Origin of the sequence: Rahnella sp. PAMC25559, assembly GCF_050632365.1 — a bacterium.
In the GTDB taxonomy this organism is placed as follows: domain Bacteria; phylum Pseudomonadota; class Gammaproteobacteria; order Enterobacterales; family Enterobacteriaceae; genus Rahnella; species Rahnella rivi.
The window spans coordinates 106,332-130,636 of the sequence record NZ_CP192543.1; the positions used below are offsets into that span (position 1 = coordinate 106,332).

30 protein-coding genes are annotated in these 24,305 nt (G+C 51.8%); 15 read left to right on the forward strand and 15 right to left on the reverse strand.

Annotation, left to right across the window (positions count from 1 at the left end; translation table 11 throughout):
* The first annotated feature begins 52 nt into the window (after positions 1-52).
* The 13 genes from ACQZQY_RS01785 (at position 53) to ACQZQY_RS01845 (ending at position 5,862) form a co-directional block, all read left to right on the forward strand.
* Positions 53-256 (forward strand): hypothetical protein, encoded by a 204-nt coding sequence (locus ACQZQY_RS01785; RefSeq protein ID WP_122095953.1) that lies wholly within the window; start codon positions 53-55, stop codon positions 254-256.
* Positions 257-595: 339 nt separating this feature from the next.
* Positions 596-1,132, forward strand: a complete 537-nt coding sequence (locus ACQZQY_RS01790) for a hypothetical protein (RefSeq protein WP_431296519.1) — start codon at positions 596-598, stop codon at positions 1,130-1,132.
* On the forward strand, positions 1,129-1,425 hold the full coding sequence (locus ACQZQY_RS01795; protein WP_431296520.1) for a DUF4406 domain-containing protein: 297 nt from the start codon (positions 1,129-1,131) through the stop codon (positions 1,423-1,425). The genes ACQZQY_RS01790 and ACQZQY_RS01795 overlap by 4 nt, the downstream gene beginning before the upstream one ends.
* Entirely contained in the window at positions 1,418-1,906 is a 489-nt protein-coding gene (locus ACQZQY_RS01800) for a class I SAM-dependent methyltransferase (RefSeq protein ID WP_431296521.1), read from the forward strand. Before ACQZQY_RS01795 ends, ACQZQY_RS01800 begins: the two co-directional genes overlap by 8 nt.
* Positions 1,903-2,667 carry a hypothetical protein gene (locus tag ACQZQY_RS01805; protein ID WP_431296522.1) on the forward strand — a complete coding sequence of 255 codons (765 nt, stop codon included), beginning with the start codon at positions 1,903-1,905 and terminating at the stop codon, positions 2,665-2,667. The genes ACQZQY_RS01800 and ACQZQY_RS01805 overlap by 4 nt, the downstream gene beginning before the upstream one ends.
* Positions 2,667-2,984 carry a hypothetical protein gene (locus tag ACQZQY_RS01810; RefSeq protein WP_431296523.1) on the forward strand — a complete coding sequence of 106 codons (318 nt, stop codon included), beginning with the start codon at positions 2,667-2,669 and terminating at the stop codon, positions 2,982-2,984. Before ACQZQY_RS01805 ends, ACQZQY_RS01810 begins: the two co-directional genes overlap by 1 nt.
* A complete protein-coding gene (locus tag ACQZQY_RS01815) occupies positions 2,974-3,165 on the forward strand; it encodes a hypothetical protein (RefSeq protein WP_431296524.1) in 192 nt (63 codons plus the stop codon). Before ACQZQY_RS01810 ends, ACQZQY_RS01815 begins: the two co-directional genes overlap by 11 nt.
* Positions 3,166-3,225: 60 nt before the next feature.
* Complete coding sequence (locus ACQZQY_RS01820; RefSeq protein WP_159281210.1) at positions 3,226-3,465, forward strand: DUF4060 family protein; 240 nt, start codon at positions 3,226-3,228, stop codon at positions 3,463-3,465.
* On the forward strand, positions 3,465-4,403 hold the full coding sequence (locus ACQZQY_RS01825; RefSeq protein WP_431296525.1) for an MT-A70 family methyltransferase: 939 nt from the start codon (positions 3,465-3,467) through the stop codon (positions 4,401-4,403). The genes ACQZQY_RS01820 and ACQZQY_RS01825 overlap by 1 nt, the downstream gene beginning before the upstream one ends.
* Positions 4,400-4,819 carry an ASCH domain-containing protein gene (locus tag ACQZQY_RS01830; protein WP_431296526.1) on the forward strand — a complete coding sequence of 140 codons (420 nt, stop codon included), beginning with the start codon at positions 4,400-4,402 and terminating at the stop codon, positions 4,817-4,819. The genes ACQZQY_RS01825 and ACQZQY_RS01830 overlap by 4 nt, the downstream gene beginning before the upstream one ends.
* Complete coding sequence (locus tag ACQZQY_RS01835) at positions 4,809-5,459, forward strand: adenylosuccinate synthase (protein ID WP_431296527.1); 651 nt, start codon at positions 4,809-4,811, stop codon at positions 5,457-5,459. Before ACQZQY_RS01830 ends, ACQZQY_RS01835 begins: the two co-directional genes overlap by 11 nt.
* Before the next feature lie 4 nt (positions 5,460-5,463).
* A complete protein-coding gene (locus tag ACQZQY_RS01840) occupies positions 5,464-5,676 on the forward strand; it encodes a hypothetical protein (protein WP_159281211.1) in 213 nt (70 codons plus the stop codon).
* A 48-nt stretch (positions 5,677-5,724) separates the two neighbouring features.
* Positions 5,725-5,862 carry a helix-turn-helix transcriptional regulator gene (locus ACQZQY_RS01845; RefSeq protein ID WP_431297236.1) on the forward strand — a complete coding sequence of 46 codons (138 nt, stop codon included), beginning with the start codon at positions 5,725-5,727 and terminating at the stop codon, positions 5,860-5,862.
* Here the strand turns inward: ACQZQY_RS01845 and ACQZQY_RS01850 are convergent.
* From ACQZQY_RS01850 to cysG, 10 genes are all read right to left on the reverse strand, one after another.
* Positions 5,840-7,033, reverse strand: a complete 1,194-nt coding sequence (locus ACQZQY_RS01850) for a tyrosine-type recombinase/integrase (RefSeq protein ID WP_431296528.1) — start codon at positions 7,031-7,033, stop codon at positions 5,840-5,842. The genes ACQZQY_RS01845 and ACQZQY_RS01850 overlap by 23 nt on opposite strands.
* 179 nt (positions 7,034-7,212) lie before the next feature.
* A complete protein-coding gene (truD, locus tag ACQZQY_RS01855) occupies positions 7,213-8,259 on the reverse strand; it encodes a tRNA pseudouridine(13) synthase TruD (protein ID WP_431297237.1) in 1,047 nt (348 codons plus the stop codon).
* Positions 8,260-8,281: 22 nt separating this feature from the next.
* Positions 8,282-8,755, reverse strand: a complete 474-nt coding sequence (gene ispF / locus ACQZQY_RS01860) for a 2-C-methyl-D-erythritol 2,4-cyclodiphosphate synthase (protein WP_136377443.1) — start codon at positions 8,753-8,755, stop codon at positions 8,282-8,284.
* A complete protein-coding gene (ispD, locus tag ACQZQY_RS01865) occupies positions 8,755-9,474 on the reverse strand; it encodes a 2-C-methyl-D-erythritol 4-phosphate cytidylyltransferase (RefSeq protein WP_056772824.1) in 720 nt (239 codons plus the stop codon). The genes ispF and ispD overlap by 1 nt, the downstream gene beginning before the upstream one ends.
* Positions 9,475-9,476: 2 nt before the next feature.
* Positions 9,477-9,797, reverse strand: coding sequence for a cell division protein FtsB (gene ftsB, locus ACQZQY_RS01870; RefSeq protein WP_056772828.1), 321 nt, complete (start codon positions 9,795-9,797; stop codon positions 9,477-9,479).
* Positions 9,798-10,033: 236 nt separating this feature from the next.
* Positions 10,034-10,414, reverse strand: coding sequence for a DUF3561 family protein (locus tag ACQZQY_RS01875; protein WP_082465706.1), 381 nt, complete (start codon positions 10,412-10,414; stop codon positions 10,034-10,036).
* A 58-nt stretch (positions 10,415-10,472) separates the two neighbouring features.
* Entirely contained in the window at positions 10,473-11,096 is a 624-nt protein-coding gene (gene cysC / locus ACQZQY_RS01880; protein WP_056772831.1) for an adenylyl-sulfate kinase, read from the reverse strand.
* A 1-nt stretch (position 11,097) separates the two neighbouring features.
* Positions 11,098-12,525, reverse strand: a complete 1,428-nt coding sequence (cysN, locus tag ACQZQY_RS01885; protein ID WP_431296529.1) for a sulfate adenylyltransferase subunit CysN — start codon at positions 12,523-12,525, stop codon at positions 11,098-11,100.
* Positions 12,526-12,538: 13 nt separating this feature from the next.
* A complete protein-coding gene (cysD, locus tag ACQZQY_RS01890; protein ID WP_056772835.1) occupies positions 12,539-13,447 on the reverse strand; it encodes a sulfate adenylyltransferase subunit CysD in 909 nt (302 codons plus the stop codon).
* Between the two features lie 10 nt (positions 13,448-13,457).
* Entirely contained in the window at positions 13,458-14,882 is a 1,425-nt protein-coding gene (gene cysG / locus ACQZQY_RS01895; protein WP_056772839.1) for a siroheme synthase CysG, read from the reverse strand.
* A gap of 729 nt (positions 14,883-15,611) precedes the next feature.
* On the opposite strand from cysG, the gene ACQZQY_RS01900 reads away from it, so the two are divergent.
* Positions 15,612-16,013 carry an Imm63 family immunity protein gene (locus ACQZQY_RS01900; RefSeq protein WP_431296530.1) on the forward strand — a complete coding sequence of 134 codons (402 nt, stop codon included), beginning with the start codon at positions 15,612-15,614 and terminating at the stop codon, positions 16,011-16,013.
* A 389-nt stretch (positions 16,014-16,402) separates the two neighbouring features.
* Here ACQZQY_RS01900 and ACQZQY_RS01905 read toward each other — a convergent pair whose 3' ends face one another.
* The 4 genes from ACQZQY_RS01905 to ACQZQY_RS01920 are packed head-to-tail and all read right to left on the reverse strand — an operon-like array spanning position 16,403 to position 21,409.
* Positions 16,403-17,785 (reverse strand): MFS transporter, encoded by a 1,383-nt coding sequence (locus tag ACQZQY_RS01905; protein ID WP_122096434.1) that lies wholly within the window; start codon positions 17,783-17,785, stop codon positions 16,403-16,405.
* Positions 17,786-17,813: 28 nt separating this feature from the next.
* Positions 17,814-18,794 (reverse strand): hypothetical protein, encoded by a 981-nt coding sequence (locus tag ACQZQY_RS01910; protein ID WP_122096435.1) that lies wholly within the window; start codon positions 18,792-18,794, stop codon positions 17,814-17,816.
* Positions 18,791-19,933 (reverse strand): hypothetical protein, encoded by a 1,143-nt coding sequence (locus tag ACQZQY_RS01915; RefSeq protein ID WP_431296531.1) that lies wholly within the window; start codon positions 19,931-19,933, stop codon positions 18,791-18,793. The genes ACQZQY_RS01910 and ACQZQY_RS01915 overlap by 4 nt, the downstream gene beginning before the upstream one ends.
* A 48-nt stretch (positions 19,934-19,981) precedes the next feature.
* A complete protein-coding gene (locus ACQZQY_RS01920) occupies positions 19,982-21,409 on the reverse strand; it encodes a bifunctional 2-methylcitrate dehydratase/aconitate hydratase (protein WP_431296532.1) in 1,428 nt (475 codons plus the stop codon).
* A 458-nt stretch (positions 21,410-21,867) separates the two neighbouring features.
* Between ACQZQY_RS01920 and ACQZQY_RS01925 the strand changes: the two genes are divergently transcribed.
* Positions 21,868-22,755 carry a LysR family transcriptional regulator gene (locus ACQZQY_RS01925; protein WP_431296533.1) on the forward strand — a complete coding sequence of 296 codons (888 nt, stop codon included), beginning with the start codon at positions 21,868-21,870 and terminating at the stop codon, positions 22,753-22,755.
* Between the two features lie 163 nt (positions 22,756-22,918).
* On the opposite strand, the gene ACQZQY_RS01930 is transcribed toward ACQZQY_RS01925, so the two are convergent.
* Positions 22,919-24,133: an acyltransferase family protein gene (locus tag ACQZQY_RS01930; protein WP_431296534.1), complete on the reverse strand. Its 1,215-nt coding sequence runs from the start codon at positions 24,131-24,133 to the stop codon at positions 22,919-22,921.
* Positions 24,134-24,305 lie beyond the last annotated feature (172 nt).

The following is a 24,305-nucleotide window of genomic DNA, read 5'->3' on the forward strand; positions in this document are numbered from 1 at the left end:
AGCGCCAGCCCGTTCAGGGCTGGTCATATCCCTTTCTATAGAGGCGATCACCATGCCTAAAGCAAAAACACATACCGCTATCGTCGTGCGTAACGACGGGCAGAAGCGCGTAAAAATACACATGACCGCCACGACGTGGGCCGTGTCTTCAAAAGAGTTTTACTACCGCGACACCGGCCAGCGCTGCGGCGGCCACGGTCGCGCCAGATTGCTACTGGACACCATCAAGCCGATCGAAGCGCCAGGTGCTGAGTAATGGCCAGCGGGAAAGCGTATTGGGACGGCCGGCAGGTAACTTGTCGCTGCCCCTCTTATGATTTTCCTCACAGGTTCAGCGGCGGCAGATGTAACGGGTACCACATGGCGAAAGACTGCTTCGACAATCGTCTGAGCTGCCAGCATTGCAACTGCCTTCATCCCGGTGGCTGCGACGTGGTCAACGAAACCGAAAGCCCCGCTGAATGCCTGTACGTGCTGGACTTCTGCGCTGATTACCAAATCAAGTTACCGCACTGACTCATCAAATAGATGATCGATCATTTATTTTCGTTCAAATAACGAACAGACCTTTCTGGCCTGCGCGCAGGTACACATAATGAAAATTGAAACCTCCCAACTAAAGCAATTGGTGCTCTCCGGGCTGGAAAATCTGGACCCGGTAAAAGTAGTTACCGAAAATTTCGAGCCCGGTCGCGGCACAATCACTATCAGCTGTTTTGGTAAGGCATGGACAGCTGGCTGGCCTGCCATGAGCGGGCGAACTGTCGAGCAGTTCTTTTCCAGCGCCAGCACTGACTACCTGGCGAACTGTTTAAGTCGCGGAATCCAGAAACACCAATATGCCGAAGGTGATCACGGGGACTTCATTCGCAAAACGGTACTGGATAAGCGACGCACCGGAGAAATTGACGCTGACCAAGCACGAGAGAGTTTTGATCGTGCAGACGGCATGTCGATGAATGACGTGCTGGCGGACTGGAATTATGAAAGTTTGTGGATGCCTTTATTTGGTGACGTTTACGACGCGGCGAACGCTGACTGGCCTACAGAGCCAAACCCTGATTACACCTATATTTGCCTCATCGTCGAGGCGGTGAAGGCAGCATTCCTCTCTCAGGAATCGCAGCCATGAAAGTGTACATCGCCGGGCCGATGACAGGTCTGCCCCATTTCAACCGCCCTGCTTTCAATCAGGCCGCGCTCAACCTGTCATTCGATAAGCATGTCCCGCTGAATCCGGCGATCCTGCCTGACGGTCTGACCGAAGCCGATTACATGGCCGTCGGCATTACGATGCTGCAGCGTGCAGATGCAATCTTTCTGCTGACCGGCTGGCAGTTCAGCGCAGGCGCCAGAGCTGAACATGCGCTGGCCTTGAAGTCGGGTTTGGAAGTAATCGAACAAAGGGTTAGCAATCATGACTGAGGCAACCAGCAAGCCAATCCTCGATATGTGCTGCGGGTCCCGCATGTTCTGGCTGGATAAGCAGGATGAGCGCGCTGTATTCAGCGACGTGCGGAGCGAAAATCACACGCTATGCGATGGGCGCCATCTGGTGATCAGCCCGGATGTCATTGCCGACTTCCGCCAGCTTCCGTTCGCAGATAACAGTTTTGCCCAGGTTGTATTCGATCCCCCGCACCTGGAACGCGCTGGCGTGAATGGCTGGATGCGGAAGAAGTACGGCGCGCTGGACAAAGCAACATGGCGTGATGATATCGCCGCAGGGTTCCGCGAAGCGTTCAGAGTGTTGCGGCCACACGGCACGCTCGTTTTCAAATGGAACGAAACGCAGATCCCCGTTTCCCAGGTAATCGCTCTGACCGACCAGAAGCCAACAATCTGGCAGCGTACCGGTAAAGGCGACAAAACTCACTGGATCCTGTTTTTGAAGGAGGCTTTATGACTGACAAAACTGATATTCCCGAATTAAGAAGATTCAATTTTGAGATATGGCCTCATGAAGCCTATATCAGCGAACAATATGACGGTGATTATGTTCTTTTCGCGGATGCCAATCAGCAGCTCGAAGCAGCAAACCGTGAGATCGCCGCACTGAAAAGTAAAGACATCAGCTGCACTCTTGGCGTGGGTGATGGTTCTGGAAGGCTGTTTGTTCACGGGGATTATGAGTCGATCAAAGCCACACAGAAAATCATCATTGAGCGTGATGCGCTGAAAGGCGATCAGGTGCCAGTGGCTTGGTTAAACGACGCGCACCTTGCGCGCGGCCACATCGAAGGTGAGGCGGGTGAAGAGGATGCCGGTCCTGGTATGATTCCTGTTTACAGGGAAAAATACCTTCCGCCGCAGAAACCTGTCATCAGCAAGGAAAAGCTCTGCGACTGGTTAGAAGATAATTTTGATATCGATGATATCCAGCGCGACGCATTCGCAGCTTGTTTCGGTCATTGTTGTGATTGCATTGTTCAGAGCCACTCGCCCGCGCCAGTCGGCGAGATCGTCGCATGGGCCGGTGCCAACCGAGAGAAAGGGATCACCCGCGAGGTCGATTTCCGTTTCCTTCGGTTTGACGTTCTGCCCGGCACCAAGCTTTACGCGGTTGAACCAGCAGCAACAGCAGCAAAAAGCGATTTACTGACGCGCGCCCAGGCTCTGGCTGTCGAAACCCGCGCGCTTGCATGTCGAATTAAGGCAGGTGAATAATGCCGAAATTAGATATCGCCAACTTGCGGCAGCGCCTTCGCGTCAGGGATAACATGGGTTATTGCGATGGCGAACACGGCCTTCCACACGGGCATGCGGCCCGTAAGCTGATGATCGGCTGCGAGCTGGACCCACATTACGGCATGACCTGCAAATTATCTCTCGGGTACGGCCAGAGAATTCCGTCAGTCACACTCGACATCAACCCGGCAACGGCCCTGTTTCTGGAAATGGGGAAAGCTCTGGGCGTTGATGTCGTCGCGCTCGTCGAACAGCTGGCTACCAAAGAATTTAAGGAAACCGTAAATGAAGATTGAGAACTTCGCGATTCTGGTCAGAGCTGAAGGCGTGACCGGGCAAGTTGTTCTGACGGCTGCTGAGCAACGACTTTTCAGCAGTTTGGTAATCGGAGCGATTGCGGACGTAAACGGTTCGGACAAAATCATCCCGATAGAATCTATTGAATTGCCAGCCAACCCGGAAGTGTTCCCACAGTAACGCCATCATTCACAGAAAATAGGCCGCCTCTGAGCGGTTTTTTTACGCCTGGAGAAAGCCATGCGTCACATCATTCGCGGCAATCCTACGCCGCAAGAAAAGCAGGCAGCCGAAACCGCGCTGAGCTGCCACCAACAAAAATACGGCGATTATGCCCGGCGGAAGAACAGCGAAACGTACCAGGTACGCGTCGCTGGCCGGAACTACGCCATCGAGGTGATGAACCGAAAAGCGTCTTACGTGGCAACGGTCATGAATCACCACCGCTCACTTTCTAAAATATGCGGGGTACCAGCCTGATGTATCAACTCATCTATGCAGATCCGCCGTGGCGCTATCAGAACAAAGGCGTGAACGGTGCCGCAGAAAACCATTATCAAACCATGACACTGGAAGACATGAAGCGCCTCCCAGTCTGGTCAATTACCGCCGATGATGCGGTCCTTTGCATGTGGTTCACCGGCACGCACGTTGATGAAGCAAAAGAGCTGGCGAAAGCATGGGGCTTTGAGGTTCGCACTATGAAAGGCCTGACCTGGGTAAAGCTCAACGAACTGGCCTGGCAGCACATCGAGAAGAGGTTACGGGAACAGGACGTTCTCGACTTTCACGATTTCCTTGACCTTCTCAACACACAAACACGCATGAATGGTGGAACTTACACCCGCGCCAACAGTGAGGATATGCTGATCGCCGTACGTGGTGCTGGTTTGGAACGTGCTGCCATGAACGTGAAGCAGGTGGTTTACAGCTGCCTCGGTGAACACAGCCAGAAACCAGCAGAAGCTCGACACCGGATTGAGCAGCTTTACGGCAACGTATCGCGCATCGAGCTGTTCAGCCGCGGTGACGCCGCTGGCTGGGATCACTGGGGCAACGAAAACCCGTTCAATGATATCGAGCTTGTGCCTGCAACCTTTACCACGATTCCACCAGCACGCAATTCTCGCGTGAAAGTGTTGGCCGGTCATTATCTAGCTGTTCCGGCTGGCGCGTTACAACAAAGCCAACCGCAAAATATTCCTGAAAATATTCCTGAAAATATTCTACCGAACATAAAAGTGACTCGCCAAATGGTTGAGCTAGCTGGCACTGTAAATCCCCCACAATTTCGCACTTGTCTTGTGTGCTGCGACATTCACCCCGCAGGGCTTGCCTGCCCAACGTTAACGGCAACGGCGGCGGACAAAGATATCAGCATGGATTTGGTCATGAAGAATGCGGGGGCAAAACTATGAAAGCTCTCTCCATTCGTCAGCCTTGGGCGTGGCTGATCGTCAACGGGTACAAAGACATTGAGAACCGCAACTGGCGCACGAAATACCGTGGGCCGGTGCTCATCCACGCCGCGCAGAAAATGCGCCTTGATGATTACTATCAGGCTCAGGAGATTGCCAAGAGCTTGGGGGTTCGCAAATTCCCATCAGTCAATACGCTCATGCGGGACTTCTCAGGCGGCATCGTCGGCATAGCCACGATCACCGATTGCGTCGATGAAAGCCCGTCGCCGTGGTTCTTCGGCTTTAACGGCTTCGTCCTGGCTGATGCTCGACCGCTGACGTTCACGCCGCTGAAAGGCAGGCTGTCATTCTTCGAAAGCGGCCTACGTCCAGTGTGCAGCGAGCTGGTGCCGGAGTCGCCTTATGACGCATAACGAACTGAACACACTAGCGGTGAAGTGGCTTAAGCGGCCATCGAGCGGGAACGGGCCAGGCTGTCAGTTGGCATTGTCTGAGGTCGGCGGCCTTTACGGTGGCGAGCGTGCCGACGCTTTCGGGTACCGGTGGGGGTTTGACGGCGGTTCGGTGGTTGTCGAGTCCAAGGTCAGCCGGTCTGATTTCCTGGCAGATCGGGCGAAGCCACACCGGAACGGAAAATCGGCCGGCATGGGAACCTACCGGTATTACATCTGCCCCGAGGGGTTGATTGGCCTCGACGACCTTCCCGAACGCTGGGGGCTTTTGTGGGTGAACAAGCGCGGACACATTAAGCTGAAAGCCGGTCACGTCTGCGCTTACCTCGCTTGCGGCTATCGCGGCCACGAACTCGCGCCGTTCTGGCAGCATCCGGCAGACCAGCGTTTCGAGCTGGACATGCTGGCGCACGCGCTGGTGCGGTTCGGGGATCCAGAGGAAACCAAGCAGTTGGTGCGCGGCGCTCATCGAGAGCGCTCCCGCCTGGCTGCCGAGGTAGACCGGCTCAACGAAGAAATCAAGCAGTACCGGCTCGACCGCTGGCGGCTGCATACCTACGAACAGAAATACGGAGAGTTAGAGCGCCAGAATTCGAGATAAAAACATGACTGAATCCGAGCGAAACGCCCTGCGCTCCGCTGCGCGGAGATGCAACGAAGAACTACACCAGGCCGTCGCGGCCAATCCCAAAACACCATTCGATAAACTTTCCGGCCCGATCATTAAACGCCACTATCAGCCCATCAAACCGATCTACCGACTGGTCGATTTCCTGTGGACGATTGGCGTGCTCAACGGCCAATTTGAAGAGAGATAAACAATGCCAAACTTACTCAGTTCTAAAGCAGTTTGTGCGAGGCTCAATATGCACCGCTCTACTCTTTACCGAAAAATAGCTTCTGGAGAGATACCCAAGCCATTGAAAGACGGCCCTCGCTCAAAATGGCTCGAAGAAGACATCACCCCATACATTGAGAAACTCACTGAGCAACGGCAAGCCTGAGCGCATCAAGCCACTCTCCCCACTTCTGCATCATCTCCCTCCTTTCTGGCATATATTCGGCGTGATTGTACGCAGCGACGACACGGTTTTGTTCTACGTGCGCCAGCTGCCGCTCAATCACGTCATGCCTAAACCCCATCTCATGCAATCTGGTAGAGGCCGTCGCACGGAAATCGTGCGCGGTGAGATGTTTCGACGGATAACCAAGATATTCAATAGCCCGGTTAATGGTCGACTCGCTCATTACCATGGCTGGATTCTTCACGTTCGGGAAAAGGTATTTTCCTTTCCCGGTGACCAGCTTTAGTGTCCGTATTAAATCAACAGCTGTTGGACACAAAGGTACGCTGTGGATCCTGCCCATCTTCATTTTATCCGCTGGGATAACCCATAGACCTTTTTCCAAGTCAAACTCCGACCACTCTGCGCTGCGCAACTCTACCTGACGAACGAAAACATAAGGCAGCAGCTGCAATATGGTTTTGGTTGCTGTCAGGCCTTTGTACTCCGTGATTCGACTGTAGAAATCTGTGATTTCCTCAGCCTCCAGCGCGCGCGAGTGCTTAATACGCTTCGGAATGATCGCACCCTTGAGCGCCGCAGCCGGATCCGTGTCAGCTCGCAAAGTTGCAACCGCATAACAAAAAATTGCTGAGCACCACTGCCGGACCTTTAGAGCTGAAGAAACCGATCCTCTCTTCTCCATCCCACGCAGCATCGCCAATATTTCATGTGCTGTAACGTCACGGATGGCCTTATCCCCAAAAGCAGGATAAGCGTTAATGGCGAGGAACGACTCAACCTGTTCCTTCGTGGCTTGTTTCCATGTGTGAGCTTTTCGTTCGATCCACTCGGCCGCGACGAGTTTGAATGTATTGGACGCCTCGGCGACGTTCTGCTGTTTCTGGCGCTTTCGCACATCCGTTGGATTATGGCCGAGCTTTACTTGCTCTCTGGCCCATTCCCTTTCTTTCCGGGCTTCGGATAGGGAAACTGATGGATATTCGCCGATTGTATAGCGGCCGTCTTTGGTCGGGGTGAGCCAAAAACGATAACGCCAGAATTTAGCGCCGGAGGGGCGGATCTCCAGATAGAGCCCCTGGCCGTCTTGAAGGGTGTAAGGTTTTTCTTGAGGTCGTGCGTTTTTGATTTTGGTGTCAGTGAGTGGCATACCGGATAACCTAACAGGATAACAACGCGTGAAAGACGAAAGTTATCCGGCAGGTTGTCCGGTTTATATTGCGCTGTCAATGTTCATCATGCGACAACATGAGACAGCAATCACTTATAGGCAGGGCATTTAGGAGGGAATATGCGACAGCATGAGATCGAATGAATCACTGATATATATTACTCAGTAATATCCGCATTGCTTTCATCCAGATTCATCAGCTCGCGCACGACGCTCGTGGCGTAACAGCCGGCCGGTAGCCAGAATTTGAGTTCCAGAGTGACGTCATCCCAGCGCTGCCAGTTCAGATGCAAAGGCAACAGCATGATGGCGCGACGTGCAGGCTCGACTCTTTCGCGTTTAAGTAACGACAGTAAATCAGCCTGTTCACTCAGGCAAGCCAGCTCAAATTTTTCAGCGTCTTCCAGCGTACCCAGCGGGCCATCTCCGGGCAAAGGCGCCGTCACCAGCAGCTCTGCGTTTTCCACGCGCGGTTGAATGGAGTCGAACTCGTCGGCCTTCGCGACAAACCAGCTGCCGCGACCGCTAAGTTGTAACGCATCGCCAGGCATTGCCTGACGAACGGTGTTATCAGCCAGTCGCTGACTGGCAATAATGTTGAACAAGGCACTGCGGCTGGCTGAAAGATAGAAACTGCGTTTGGCACGTTCTTTTGGACGGGCTTCGTTAGTCGCCCAGCGTTTCGCCTGCACCAGATTATTGCCGCCGCGACCAAAGCGCTGAGTACCGAAATAGTTCGGCACGCCGCATTGGGTAATTTTTTCCAGACGCGCTTCAACATCGGCGATATCACTTATCTGACGAAGCACCAGCGTAAACGCGTTGCCTTTCAGTGTACCAATTCGCATCTTTTTACGATGGCGTGAGGCGCGGATCACTTCGCAACCTTCTAGATTGAACTGACTTAAATCAGGATCGGCTTTGCCCGGCAAATGCAGGCAAAACCACTGTTCAGTGACTGCATGACGATCTTTCAAACCGGCATAGCTGACATCACGCGGATGCACTTTGGTAAAACGCGCCAGCTGTTCGGCAACAAACTGTGTATTACAGCCGTTTTTGCGGATCCGCACTAACAGATGTTCACCCTCGCCGTCCGGCTCAAAGCCCAGATCTTCTTCGACAATAAAGTCTTCCGGATTGGCTTTCATCTGGCCGGTGGCGACGGGCTCGCCCAGTAACCAGGTGAGACGGGACATATCTATCATGCGGTAATCTTCCACAACATCATTCCTTAATCAGCAGGGCAACGGCTTCGCAGGCGATACCTTCGCCACGGCCGGTAAAGCCCAGCTGTTCGGTGGTGGTCGCTTTCACGTTCACATCATCCATGTGGCACTGTAAATCTTCGGCAAGAAATACACGCATCTGCGGGATATGCGGTGCCATTTTAGGTGCCTGAGCAATGAGGGTGATATCCAGATTGCCCAGCTTGTAACCTTTTGCACGAATGCGGCGGTAAGCCTCGCGCAGCAGCTCGCGGCTGTCCGCGCCTTTATAAGCCGGGTCGGTGTCCGGGAACAATTTACCGATATCCCCCAGCGCAGCGGCGCCGAGCAGGGCATCAGTGGCGGCATGCAATGCAACATCGCCGTCGGAATGTGCCAGCAAACCTTGCGGATAAGGAATACGCACACCGCCGATCACCAGCGGGCCTTCGCCGCCAAACTTATGAACATCAAAACCGTGACCGATACGCATTATGCGTTCTCCTCGTGGGATATGCGGGTTAAAAAGAATTCAGCCAGCGCCAGATCTTCCGGCCTGGTGACTTTAATATTATCGGCCCGCGCCGGGATCAATACAGGATGATAACCACAATATTCCATTGCAGAAGCTTCATCTGTGACCACGGCACCTTCATTCAGCGCACGGCGCAGGCAGATTTTAAGTAATTCGAGAGGGAAAAATTGTGGCGTCAGCGCATGCCAGAGATCTTGCCGGTCAACAGTATGGGCAATGGCCTGCCTGCCGGTTTCACCGCGTTTCATGGTATCGCGCACCGGTGCGGCGAGGATCCCGCCGGTTTTACTGGTTGCGGAGATCGCCAGCAGATTTTTCAGATCATCCGGGTGCAAACACGGGCGGGCAGCATCGTGCACTAAAACCCAACCGTGGGAACCCGCCGCATCAAGACCTGCCATCACAGATTCTGCACGCTCGCCGCCGCCGGTCACCACCTGAATCCGGGGGTCGCAGGCAACAGGCAACTGCGCAAACTGAGTGTCATGTGGGCTAAGCGCCACGATCACCTTAGTGACCTGGTCGTTGTGCAATAAAGCGCGGATCGAATGTTCTATCAGCGTTTTACCGCCGATAGAAAGGTATTGCTTAGGGCATTCTGCCTGCATACGGCTGCCGATCCCGGCAGCAGGTAAAACGGCAATGACCTTCGGAAGGGAAACTGCGGTGTGGCTCATGGCTATGGATTCGAATTATTTTGCGAAACATTGCTGCCCGGAGCACGTTTATTGTCTGGCACCAGACGATAGAAAGTCTCGCCGGGTTTTAACATGCCCAGTTCGTTGCGTGCGCGTTCTTCAATCGCTTCCTGACCGCCGTTTAAATCGTCGATTTCTGCGAAAAGTTGATCGTTACGTGATTTCAGTTTGCCGTTGTTGGCTTGTTGCACTTCAACGTCATCGTTTACACGAACGTAATCATGAATACCATTCTTGCCCAGCCACAGTGAATACTGTAACCAGCCAAGTAAAATCAGTAACAGCAGTGTGAGTTTGCCCATCCCCGCCCCCTAAAAAAGCCGGGCAATCATCCCACAACTTTCCTTCTGACTCCACTATGGCGGGATAAATGCCGGTGAGAATCAGACTTACACACGCAATAATGGGTGAGAATGACACAATGGCTTACATCGTGGAAAAGAATTGCCGGGAAAATCGCCAGTAAAACGCCGCAAAAAAGGATCCTCACAGGATCCGGTTTGTACTCTTTATTGCTGTTACCAGGCGGTCATTGCTGTTACCAGCCGGATAGAAATGAGAAGACGGTCCAGAACATTCCAATCACGCAAATACCGGTGGCTGCGGGTGTGATGAGCCATCCGCCGCGGAAAAGCATACTGAAAGCGATACCGATAAGTACCGACACCGGCATCAGTGCCAGAAAGAAGGGCCAGGTATAGAGGAGAAAAAACAGAGTGTTGGAGCCATATACCCAAAAAGGGATCGCCAGCGCCAGCCAGTAACAAACGAACCCGATAAACCCACCCTGCATGGAGTAAGAAGGATCTTCGTTTTCTGCGCCGTCTGAGGTCTGCGCTAACCGGGGTACCGGGGCGTTGTCTCCCCTGATACGATCAACCCAGATCCGGCTGACCAGTCTGCTGAATAAAGCCTGCATAGATGATCCCTGTGTTCAGTGTAAACCGGCACGCTCTCTGGCGTTTGGCCGGCAACATTCAGGGATTGATAATACCGCGACGGCGCATCACATCTAATAATTGGGGAACCAAATGTGTTACCAATTGTTCACCTTCAAGATGCACATCCGGCGCTTCTGGCGGCTGATATTCTGAATCGATACCGGTGAAGTTTTTCAACTCACCGGCACGCGCTTTTTTATACAACCCTTTCGGATCACGCGCTTCGCAGACGGCCAGCGGCGTATCGACAAACACTTCGATAAACTGCCCGTCTTCCAGCAACTCGCGCACCATGTCACGCTCGGCACGATGCGGCGAGATAAAGGCGGTAAGCACCACCTGCCCGGCATCCACCATCAGTTTGGCGACTTCACCCACACGGCGGATGTTTTCACGACGATCGTCATCGGTAAAACCCAGATCGCGGCAAAGCCCGTGGCGCACATTGTCACCATCGAGCAAATAGGTGCTGACGCCAAGGGCATGGAGCGCCTGCTCCAGCGCCCCGGCCACCGTGGATTTCCCCGAACCCGAAAGCCCGGTAAACCACAAGACCGCCCCGCGATGACCGTGCTGTTTTTCACGATCCGCACGCGTAACGGCGTGCGGATGCCAGACAACATTGTCATCTTTCAGTGAAAGGCTATCCGGTGACGCCATCTTATTTGCCACCCAGCAGGTCGCGGGCGCCCCAGTGCGGGAAGTGGCTGCGAACCAGGCTGTTCAGCTCCAGCTCAAATGCGCTGTATTTATCGGACTCCTGATAAACCTGTTCGAGCGCTTCACGTACCAGACCGGCACCGACGGTCACATTGGTCAGGCGGTCGATGAAAATGATGCCTCCGGTGACCGCATTGCTCTGATAATTATCCAGCACCAGCGGTTCATCAAAGGCCAGTTCCACCAGACCAATACCGTTGAGCGGCAGTGTTTCCACGACGCGCTGTGTCAGAGAATTGATCTCGACCTGATAGTCGATATTTTCTACACGTGCGCGGGCTTTCTTGCCGCCCACTTTGATGTCGTAGCTCTGGCCGACGCTCAGTGGCTGCTCCGCCATCCAGACCACGTCAACTTTGGCATTCTGTACTGACTTCACGGTTTCATTCGCATCCACCAGCATATCGCCACGGCTGATATCCCGCTCATCGGCCAGCACCAGCGTAATGGCTTCGCCCGCCCAGGCTTCCTGCAAATCACCGTCGAAAGTGACGATACGCGCCACGGTTGATTCCACACCGGAAGGCAGCACTTTCACTTTCTGCCCGACGCGAATGGAACCGGATGCCAGCGTACCGGCATACCCGCGGAAATCGAGGTTAGGACGGTTTACATACTGCACCGGGAAACGCATCGGTTGCTGTTCGCGGATATTGATGATGTTGACGGTTTCCAGCACATCGAGCAGCGTCGGGCCGGTGTACCAGCTCATTTTGTCGCTTGGCGTGGCAACGTTGTCGCCTTCCAGTGCGGAAAGGGGCACAAACTTGATATCCAGATCGGTCGGCAACTGCTGAGCGAAATCCAGATAATCCTGTTTAAATTGTTCGAATACGCTCTCGCTGTACTCCACCAGATCCATTTTGTTCACGGCCACGACCAGATGGCGGATCCCGAGCAACGTGGCGATGAAGCTGTGGCGACGGGTTTGATCCAGCACGCCTTTACGGGCGTCAATCAGCAGGATAGCCAGATCGCAGGTCGAGGCGCCTGTGGCCATGTTACGCGTATACTGCTCATGCCCCGGCGTATCAGCGATGATGAACTTACGTTTCTCGGTGGAGAAGTAACGGTACGCGACATCGATAGTGATGCCCTGCTCGCGTTCAGCCTGTAAGCCGTCCACCAGCAATGCCAGATCGATTTTCTCGCCCTGCGTCCCGTGACGCTTACTGTCGTTATGCAGCGACGACAGCTGATCTTCGTAAATCTGACGGGTGTCGTGCAGCAGTCGCCCGATCAGCGTACTTTTGCCATCATCGACGCTGCCGCAGGTCAGGAAGCGCAGCAGGCTTTTGTGTTGCTGAGCGTGCAGGTAAGCTTCGACACCGCCCTGCTCCGCGATTTGTTGTGCAATTGCGTTATTCATTAGCTGCGGCTCCTCAGAAGTACCCTTGACGCTTTTTCATTTCCATCGAACCGGCCTGATCGCGGTCGATGGCGCGTCCTTGTCGTTCACTGGTCGTTGATACCAACATCTCTTCGATGATCTCCGGCAGCGTTTGTGCTTCAGATTCAACGGCACCGGTCAGCGGCCAGCAGCCCAGCGTACGGAAACGCACCATCTTCTTCTCAATCACTTCGCCCGGTTGCAGATCAATACGGTCGTCATCCACCATCAGCAGCATACCGTCGCGCTCCAGTACCGGACGCGGCGCGGCCAGATACAGGGGAACAATCTCGATGTTTTCCAGATAGATGTACTGCCAGATATCCAGCTCAGTCCAGTTGGAGAGCGGGAAAACGCGAATGCTTTCGCCTTTGTTAATCTGGCCGTTGTAGTTGTGCCACAGCTCAGGGCGCTGGTTTTTAGGATCCCAGCGGTGGAAACGGTCACGGAAGGAGTAGATACGCTCTTTGGCACGGGATTTCTCTTCGTCACGGCGCGCGCCGCCGAAAGCCGCATCAAAGCCGTGTTTACTCAGTGCCTGTTTCAACCCTTCGGTTTTCATGATGTCAGTATGTTTGGCGCTGCCGTGGACAAACGGATTGATGCCCATTGCCACGCCTTCCGGATTTTTATGCACAATCAGTTCAAAGCCGTAATTCTTTGCCGTACGGTCACGGAAATCGTACATTTCGCGGAATTTCCAGCCGGTATCCACATGCAATAATGGGAACGGCAGCGTGCCGGGGAAGAAGGCTTTGCGTGCCAGATGCAGCATGACCGAGGAATCTTTCCCGATGGAATACATCATCACCGGGTTGGCGAATTCAGCAGCCACTTCACGGATGATATGGATACTCTCCGCTTCCAGTTGCCGCAAATGAGTCAGTCGTTTTTCGTCCATAACAGATCCTTTAAGCCAAATTCACAACCGACGGGCGTTGAGTGCCGTCAGTCTCAGGATGATGCCCAAACCACGCCAGTTGCTGATGAAGTGCGACCACTTCACCAATCACCAGCAACGCCGGTGTCGGCGCCTGTTGAGCCAGATGTTCAAGATTATCGAGCGTGCCGGTCAGCACCTGCTGATCCGCACGCGTTCCCCGTCCGATCACCGCAACGGGAGTTGTCGCTGCGCGTCCATGAGCAATCAGTTGCTGGCTGATTTCAGCCGCTTTGAGCGTGCCCATGTAAATCGCCACGGTCTGTTTGTCTTTGGCGAGGGTTTCCCACTGCACGCCGTCGTCTTCCGGGCGGCAATGCCCGGTCACGAAAACCACGCTCTGCGCATGATCACGGTGAGTCAGCGGGATCCCGGCATAGGCCGTGGCGCCTGCGGCGGCTGTCACGCCGGGTACCACCTGGAATGGAATCCCCGCCGCCTGCACCGCCTGTAATTCTTCGCCGCCGCGCCCGAAAATAAACGGGTCACCGCCTTTAAGGCGTACGACTTTTTTCCCCTGCTGCGCCAGTTCGACCAGCAGACGATTGGTTTCTTCCTGCGCGACAGAATGGCTGCCCGCACGTTTACCGACACAAATTTTGTCAGCATCACGACGGACTAAATCCAGCACTTCTTCGCTGACCAGATGGTCGTAAAGCACCACGTCGGCCTGCTGCATCACCTGCAGCCCGCGAAGGGTGAGTAATCCTGCATCACCCGGCCCTGCGCCGACCAGCGTGACATTTCCGCTCTGCGAGATGTCTTCCGCGTTTTCCAGCTGCTGTTGCAGCGCCTGCTCCGCTTCTGCGAGCTTTCCCGCAGAAGCGAGGCTGGCAAAACGTCCGGCAAACGCCTGTTCCCAGAAACGCCGGCGGGCACGCATCGAAGTGAACTGCGTTTTCACATTCTCACGCCAGCGACCGGCAATATCAGCCATTTGCCCCAGGCTGGTGGGCAGTAAGGTTTCCAGCTTCTCTCGCAGCATTCTGGCGAGCACCGGCGCTTTACCGCTGGAGGAAATCGCGACAACAATCGGCGAGCGATCGACAATCGAGGGGAAAATAAAGGAGCACTTCGGCTGATCGTCGACCACATTCGCCAGGACGTGGCGCTGATTGGCCTGCTCAAACACTTCCGCGTTCAGCGCCGCATCGTCAGTAGCTGCAATCACCAGAAACACATCATCAAGCTGTTCCGGCAGAAAAGCCTGCGCCAGCCAGCTGACTTCCGCGGCCTGTCTGCGTTGTTCCAGCTCAGAGGAAAGTGCCTGCGCGACTATCCGGACTTGCGCGCCCGCACGCAGGAGAAGATCGATTTTGCGAGCAGCGACTTCGCCCCCTCCCACCACCAGTACCGGGCGTTGTTTGAGGTCGGCAAATATTGGTAGATAGTCCACAAAAGCCTTAATTGATAACCAGAATGAATATCCCGACTATACGTGCAGGCAATAATTGATCTGAAATGACGAAAAGGAATGATTAGTTCCAGAATGGAATAAGGAGAACTTCTTCAGGCCTCGAGCCGCCTAGATCTTCGGGAATAGATACCGTAGTACGAGACTGTATAAATCCCATCAAATCCTAGCGTTTTGGGTAAAATGTGGATCATTTTTGAGGGGGAAACACGGCTCCAAGGGTCTGAGTACTCTGAACAATAGTCGATCACCAACTGAGGCCTTACCACACAAGGTATTACTAATTTAAGGCGTAATTGAAGTCCCTCTGACCTGCTCCCCGCGCATGAGCTTAAAATGAAGTTAGTAAGGTCCGCTATGAGCGAAGAGCGGACATCAGAACCTGATGCCATAGGGAATGTTCGTCATTATTCATTGGTTATTAAGGGTGTATAACAGCCTGCTACTTATGCCAAAATGATTCAAATTTAGTGATTGATGGAGACTTACTGAAATGGCTGTTGTATTCATCCCGTCACTTGTTACGTTGCTTGAAGCAAAAGAGAAAGAGGTCGTGAACTGCTGAGGCATGAGGCTGAGGCGATACGAGAAATGCTACCGCTATTGAATTACCGACACAAATTGCCAGAGACATGACTAAAAGCCGGGGCTATCAAGATATTGATGCGGAGCATGTCTGGAACGAATGGTTAACCCTCAAAAAAATAAATCATGAAAAATATCCTAGAGTTACGCGCAGAACTTCTCAAAATCGGTGAAAAAATTGGAGGGGGAATAAGACCCAATTATTACTTCACCATCCCTGACAGATCTGATGGTATGGCGACTCCATATCTGGAAATTCATGGCAAAGAATATCATTTCATTGTCAATGAAAGAGGTGCCGAAATAGCGCGTAAAGTGACCCTCAGTGATGATGAGATTCTTTATTGGTTTGTTGAGTGTGGTGTGGTTGGGCTGGCTACAGAGTATGCTGCTATGAATAGCTCACCTGAAACGGAATTCAGGTATGTTTATTTTCGAAAACAATATAGTTTAATGCTCTCCATCAAACCTGAGTGGGCAACAAGGAAGCGCAGAGAATTTACAGAAATCCTGAGTGGACAGGTTTAAAAGGTCACATAATTTTTCAGAAACGTCGTTATCATCAGTTTGATTCGAGCATCACTGTTCCCACCACTCAGCACCCAACGGCCGCTTTTGGCACATAACTGACAGCCCTTATAGATGTGACAATAATAGCGATCACCAAATGCACGGGACTACTCAAATCAGTTTTATTTAACCAGTTTTAATTGGTGGTCATTCTGGTGGTCTTGACAGGGAGAGTTTTCAGGTTTGGCTTTCATATTAGCCAGTTACTGGCAAAGGCGATCCCAGTCAGAGGAGCCAAATTAGAAAAGCCCGCTTAAGAAAACTTAAGCGGGCTTTTTGCTTTTCATGCCCGGCTACTGAAGAAACCCTCGCCGCTGAACAATGCAGCCGAATGTCTGTCCAGTTTATTACCGGTGCAGGCGTAACATGCTTGTGAAAGTCGATAATGCGGAGATAAGGCACGCCAGCCCAAAGACATAGACGCCAAACTGCGCGCTCGCGTGCCCCGTCAATCCGTTCAAAAGTGCAATCACCATTGCCACCAACGCCGCACCAATAGATTGTCCGGCAGTTCTGGCGGTCGACAATACCCCCGAGGCCGTTACTGTTCGATTCCCTGCGACATTGGAAAACATCTCTTTGTTGTTCGGCGGCAAGAAGAGTCCATAACCCACCCCACACACCGCCACACGCCAAAGAAAATCATTCACCGTCGCCGCTTCCGGCAGCAGAGCCAGAGACCCTAAACCCAGGCAGAAAATCATCACGCCGACCGTCGATATCTGAGTAGGATTTAAACGGTTGGACAACCTGCCAGCGACCGGGGCACAGATTGCAACGGCAATTGGCCACGGTGTAAAGATGAACGCCGATTCCAGGACAGAATAGTGATAGGCATGCTGCAGTACAAAGGGCAAACCGACCAGCGCCATCCCCTGAGCCACAAACATTGAGACAGAAGAGATCACCGCGAAGCTATATCTCCGGGAACGAAATATATCGAGAGGCAGCAGCGGGTTCTTTGAACGCGTCTGCGCTTTAAGAAAGATGGCGATCAGCGCCACCGATGCGACGCCACAAAGTATCAGTATGCGGCTGTCCCAGCGTCCGATTTGATCAACAGCCATGACCATCAGCCCTAAGGCGGCGGCGGAAGTGATAGCGCCTCCCCAATCGAAGCCTTTTTCCCTCTCGGTATCGACGCCCAAAGAGATAAGCGAGAACACAATGGCAAGTACGCCCAACGGGATATTGATATAGAACAACCAGGGCCAGTCAAGATAGGAGATGATCAGGCCACCTAACGCAGGACCAATGGCCGTACCCACCGCAAATGCCAGCGCATTCAGCCCTAAAATGGTTCCCAACGCATTCGGCGGAAAGATAACGCGGTAGAGACCCAACCCGACACTGATCATCACCGCATAACTCACCCCCTGAAGGACTCGCATGGCCACCAGCATGCCAAAGGTCGAGGAGAGGCTGCAACCCAGCGATGCCAGCGTAAACAACACCATGCCCGCCGTGTAGAAGCGCCGCTCCCCTATCCTCGAACCCAGCGATGCACAGATCAACATCGTTGCAGCGCTGGCAACCTGATAGCCGTTGGTCACCCAGATGACAGAGGCCGAATCCACCTGTAATGCTTCGGAAATAGTGGGTAAGGAGATATTGACGATGGAACTGTCCAGCGCCGCCATTATCACACCAATCAAAATGGCCGCAGCTGCCATATAGCGCCTTGGGGCCTCAAATCCTTGTTCTAAGGTACTGCTGCTTACCAACGACATATCCTTAACATCCTATATTGAATGGGAATCACGCACAGAGGCTTTCAGTCTCGGCACTCGGCCCTTCGAGGTAGGTCAGCAGACCCAGCATCAACACTTCTTCGGGGCTGGCTACAACGGGAGAACGCGGTGCTTTCCAGGGTTGTTTGCTGCCGTTGATCCGGATACTTCTCAGGAAACAATAGGTCGTGAGGACATAGAACCGGTTTCGCATACTTTCCCCCATCAGCGGCAGCAGACCTGAAATACCGCCTAACTCCGGGATCTCGCTGAGGATGCTGCCGTAGTCTGGCTTCGCCAGCACAAACATCAGTGCATCAGTCATGGGGACCATTTTGACGGCATCTTTCACTTCGGCCGCCAGTTCATGCCAAAACGAAAAGGCAAATCGGGAGAAGCCGAAAAGCGGGTCAAGCCCCCTGACCGAAAAATCAGGGTCGATGAAGCGGGTCTGAGCGTGTTCCTCGTTATAAAGCACATTGCCAAAATGAAAATTGAAATGGGCTTTTTCTACCGATCTGAACTCTTCGGTTCTGGCCAGTTCCAGAGATTTTTCGAAAACCTCCCTTGCCGTTATGCAAAATCGCGCGCCATTAAGCAGAATAGGTTTATCAAACAGCTCGTGTGCAAAACGCGTACCTTCCCACTCTTCCAATAATCTGGCGGGCATATCATGGGTCATCGTCGACGGCGCCTCTGACTCCAGGCCGATGGCTTTCTGCACGCTTTCCAGTGCATTTCTCACGATCATCCGGCGTTCAGCCAGCGACCGTTGGTCGTCGAACACGATGTTGCACAAAGGCAGGGAATCCATCTTTTCGAGAATATAAAATTGCCGCCCGGCAGCCAGCCCGTCGTGTAATACCGGAACCATCAGTTCCGGATAGATATCGTGCAACGCGCGTATCTGATCCACTTCTGCTTTCAGCTTGCCATTGAACATTTCGGACATGGCTGTCTTCACGACGAAGCCTGAACTCAAGAAATCGACTGTGTGTGAGCTTGTCATTTTTCAATCCCCTGGAAAGTGGCAACGGGCAGGCCAAGCGCGATGCTGCGCGCAACGGCACGAACAACAGCGCTATAGCCGACGGTGTTATTAACAAACGACTGGATAATGATTTCACTCAAATTCTGGCTTGCCAGATAGGCAGGACGGAGAATGAGCAGATGATTCTTGTCTGAGAGAATCGTTGAGCACCTGCGTTCGTAAGCATACGCACGGCTCCCTAAAGGGCTTCGGGATGCCTTAACAACATGAGGATGTGTTTCGCTCACTCGCTCAATCGCCTCCTCGATGAGCCCCCTGTTCAACGCGCCGTCATCCTTTACGATAAAACGGTTTATCTGATATCCCGGCGCATGTACCGGTGCACGTAATGAAACGGTATTCACTAACGGTGCCCAGGGCATCACTTTGTCCTGACTCATGGCGATTTGTGAGAAGCTCGGACGGAGGTTGTCGCGCGCATCCTGAAGGCGGCCTTCGAAGGATCGGGTACCGAGTACACCGTTAGGCGTATCCGGATGGACGATATCGGTTTCAACCGACACGATATGCGAGGCATTGCAATTGATGGTTCTCAGCGCGTCGGTCAATACGCGCAGCGAGGCATGCATCCCATTCGTCTGACACGACCCGAGGCAATACATGCCAGAATCGACCACCTGACGCTGTATCGTGCCAATATCATCGCGGGTAAGATCTTCCAGGCAGCCATAGATACTCGGCAGTTCATTGGCCTCTGCCACGCCCAGCACTACATCGGCAAGTTCTTGCATGTTACGGGCGACAGGGCTGTTCTTGTCCATGTCCAGTTTGCTGGTCGCGATAAAACCAATGTCGAAGCGACCCGTTTGCGGAGGAAGTTCTTTGGCAAGATCGCCGAAGAAAAAGTGCACTTCACGCCCGTCGATGTTGAGGGTGTTGCCATCGATAATGTTGATCTGAGACTGGATGCCGGGATGCGCCATCGCCAGACGGGCAACGATGCCATCAATCGGACCCAGTTCAGGATAATGTTTATCTAAAGAAGGCGCATTCGTGACCACAGTTTGAATCGCAAAACCATCCTTCGCCGGATCATTTTGAATCAGCAGGTTTGCGCCGATCTCCGCTCCACAACCCACCAGTATTGCTTTTTTCATTTCACTACCTCGCGCTAAAGGAATAACTGAAAGTGTTTTAGATGCGGCCTAGTCCCAGGAAAACATTCTCAGGAGGTCGGTAACGGACATGGCATCCAGTTTCGATTCACTAACTAGGGTTTCGGCCAGAATATGGGACCGGTCACCCAGCGGGCTGTCCGAAAGATTCAGATGGAATTTGGTGAGCAGCGCCTCGAAACACTCGTCACGACGACGGACATGTCCGAGCGGATATTCGATGGTTTCAGAGAGTTCCTCCGTCATTCCATGACATTTCAGAAAGAGCGCATTCGGAATGGCGCGCTTTTCTGCGTCGTAGTAGCTCTCTGTAAAGGAAGGACGTTCAGTGCAGGTAATCTTCAATCGCAGGGCATCCAGCAAAGGATCGCTGGCGAGCGGCTCGTGGAAATCCTTAATCGTCAGGTTTCCGGTTTGAAGCCCTACCGCAACCATGTACTGGAGACAGTGATCGCGATCGGCGGAGTTATTCAGCGGCCCTGATTTATCAATGATCTGAATTGCCGGACGCGTTGTTTCCACCCGCACGTACTCGATGCTTTCTGGAGAGAAACCGGCGGCAAGTATCCGTTGACGAAGAATAATGGCCGCTTCTACCGCAGTCTGGGCATGGTATTCAGCAGGGTTGGGGACTTTGAACAAGATATTCTTAATGACAAAATCTGACAGGTTACGCGACAGATTAAAGGGTTTGCCTCTCAAAACCGCATCATCGAATCCCCACCGACTCACCGTCAGCGTAGTGGGATAACCCATTTCGCCACTTTGCGCGAACAGCGCCAGTTGCAGGCCACGCGCCGTCGCGTCACCAGCGGCCCAGGACTTACGCGTTCCCGCATTGGGCGCATGCCGGTAGGTTCGAAGAGAATGGCCGTCGATAATCGCGTTGGAAAGTGCACTTAATGCCTGGTCTTTTGACAAACCGAGCAGTTGAGCAGAGGCGATCGCTGAAGCCACCTTAACCAATACAACGTGATCAATACCCAGCGCATTAAAACAGTTCGACAGACACAGCACGCCATGGATCTCATAGGCGCGAATCATCGTGTTCAACACTGCCGTCATGTCAGTCGCTGGCTTATCCGCGGCTGCCAGACTCTGCCATGCTGCGGCCGCCAGGATAGCGCCCAGATTATCGGACGGATGCCCCCACTCTTGCGCAAGCCATGTGTCATTGAACTCCAGCCAGCGGATCATCGAACCGATATGAAAGGCCGCTTCGACAGGTCCTAGTCTTAGCCCGGTACCGGCAACCGGCACACCGTCCCGGCTCTTGCTGAACTGAGCAGCGCCCATCAGTTTCATACAGTCATGATCGGTAGACGCGGCAATCGCGCAACCTATCGAATCCAAAAGGCAAAAACGGGCCAGTTGTAAAGTCTCATTATCGAAAGTTGCTTGCTCATAGGCATAGTCAACCAGCTGAACCATTAGCTCATCAAACTCTGCGTGCGCCATATTTCATCCCATAACCAAAAAATGAATTATCGAAATACAAGTCATGGAGACCCAGTAATATATAAATGCAGAAAATAGATATGGATAACGAATTGATTTATATGGAAATAATTCGCCATCACAAATCTAATCCTAATTGGCATGGCAATAAAATACCAACGAATAAAATCGAGGGATTCATCGAAAATATTGATGCCGTAACAATATTCCTATTGAAAATAATGTGCTGGTCAGGGAAATGAGCTACTGAGAGGAAGTGTAAGCAGAGTCTGTTGTTATAATTCACAATTCAGAATTAATGTCTGTTTGAAGAGTAATAATACTGACCCACCCTTAACGTGGCCAAAAAGTGATCGGACCTGCATCTCCAGGGGGGTTAAAACATAGTGACAAACTTATTAATACAGAATATAAATAATTGTTGTGACGGTGAACTAATTTTTAGCATGAGGTCTCAAATGAAGCTAAGTGAACTTCTTGCGTTCGTGACAGTCGTGGAGACAGGAAACATAACCCAGGCAGCCGAACGTCTTAATCGAGTGCAGTCAAGTATATCCCACCGAATCAGGAGCCTGGAGGATAACCTGGATGTCACCCTATTAGATCGAAAAAACGATGGATGCTCACTGACTGCGCAAGGCCAGATACTTTATGACTACGCGCTTAAAATATTGAACCTTGCAGATGATTGTAAAAACAACATTTCCCACTCTAAAAGTAGTCAACTTAATATACGTATTGGCATTTTAGAATGTTTGCCACCCTATATTGTCACTTCACTGATCGATTTAGGACATGATTTGGGTTGGAACATAGATATTTCAATTGGAAATACCATAAGCTTACTCAGCGCTTTTGATCAAAACGAGTTTGATGCGGTCATCATCGGCGCAGGTTTTTCAAATACCCAACATGCACGTTCCATATTACTCTCCAGTGAACTGGTCATTATCACTGAGAAAGATTACCCAACCATAAAAGATATCTCGAGTCTGGATGGCGAAGTTTTTTTGCTTAGCAGCAAGAAATGTGCAACCACTACCCGCAACTATAATGTTCTTTTCAGTGAAGGGCATATCACCCCTAAGCGCGTAGTCGAATGCGGATCCTATCCCGTGCTGTTCTCGAGCATTGCTGCGGGAAAAGGCGTGTCGTTGGTATTACGTTGTTCGATCAGCGGCGAAGTGCAAAACAAGATAAAAATTCACGAACTCTGTGGCCAGTTCAATGACTTCAAAATAGAACTTGTTTACCGTACCGATTCACCTTACCTGGATAGCACTAAATTCAGAGGCATAATGACCTCCGTTTTTCAGGATCCCCGACTGCACAATATCGGTTATTAACTCTTTCGGCGTAAACAGGAACAAATTCCCTATCTTATTGATGGCCACTCATCAAACAGAGGTTGAGAGCATACCTCTGGCGTATGCCCTCCCACTCAAAATATGCTAAATCTTTCGGAATAAACGCTTTTTGATAAATAGAGAATCAATTCCCTGCCAAAGATTATGCCGGCTTACGCAGAATCAAAAACCCTTTCTTTCTGCACTTTTCCAGGATTAACTTCATCATTGGCACTTCAAAGTACTTATACAAGAATGATGCAAATGAGACGGTGAGAACTAACGCAACGACGAGAAGCATAATACCTTCCGGTAAACTGAATTTTCTCCCGGCGGTGAGATTGAGGAAATAGAAGAGCACTAAAAAATGAACCATATAAAATGCATAAGATATCTCTCCTAACCACACAGACGTTTTAGCGTTCAGCATTGTATTTCGGTTTTTTAAATCATCACCCGCAATCGAAATAATTAATAAACAGACAGGAATAATGAAAACTACACTCATACTGAATTGGTACGGGATGTACATGGATCCGATGTAAGTCACGGCAAGCAGGGCAAGCGAAGCCGTTTTCGTCAGTACGAGTGCTCGTCCGTTCATCAACAACCGTGCTGCAAACATACCGGCCAGAAACTCAAAGATGCGTGATGGAGGAAAAATATACGAAATCCAAAAGTGCTGCTGTGAAATAGGAAATGCCCCCATCATCGTGTTTGGCTCAACCCAAAGATAAATATACGTCTGAACCAATAAGGATGCCGCGGTAACGATTGTGAATCCAAGTAAATCGAATTTTTTAGGTATTGCCTTCATGACTCTAAAAAGAAAGGGAAAAGAGAGATAAAACATTGCCTCTATGCAAAGAGACCAGCTGGGTCTGTTACCTACAAAAAAATAGTGAACATCATCAACCCAGGTATTCAATAGCAGAAGATTTGATGTCCATAGTTTATATTGATATATGCTGATGGCACCAATAATGAACGCCATTACCAGGGTCAGACAGTGGGTGGGATAAATCTTTGCAAACCGTCGCAGATAAAAATCACCCACGGTATCGTTATCTTTGGCGGACCACACCATAATAAATCCGCTGAGTATGAAGAAATATGAAACACCCAGCCAACCCGCTTTACCCATGATAACAGTGAAAATATGCTGAACAGTGGGATCTGAAAATGGAGCGAGATCACTGGCCAGCGATGAGTGAAATAAAAATACTAAAAAAGCAGCCCAGAATCTGCTTCCCGTAAGCGATGGCAATTTGGGCGGTGGCGGTAATTTATCTGTCGTGATTGACTGACGACTCGCTACTTCATTTACGTCACCGTGAATAGCATCAAGACTTATTTCTCTGTTTATTGCAGGATTCATTGCGTTCCCCCTGAGGATAGGATTTTATGCCGGAAAATTTATTCAGTTGTATAGCGACAATGTTACACAGGAAAAAATTAATAACGGCAAGGCAACGTCAGTGGGTCTGGTATATCGCCAAAAATGCCACGTTGCGTTGCCGGTCAGGAAATAAATTCATTTCAGAGCAGAA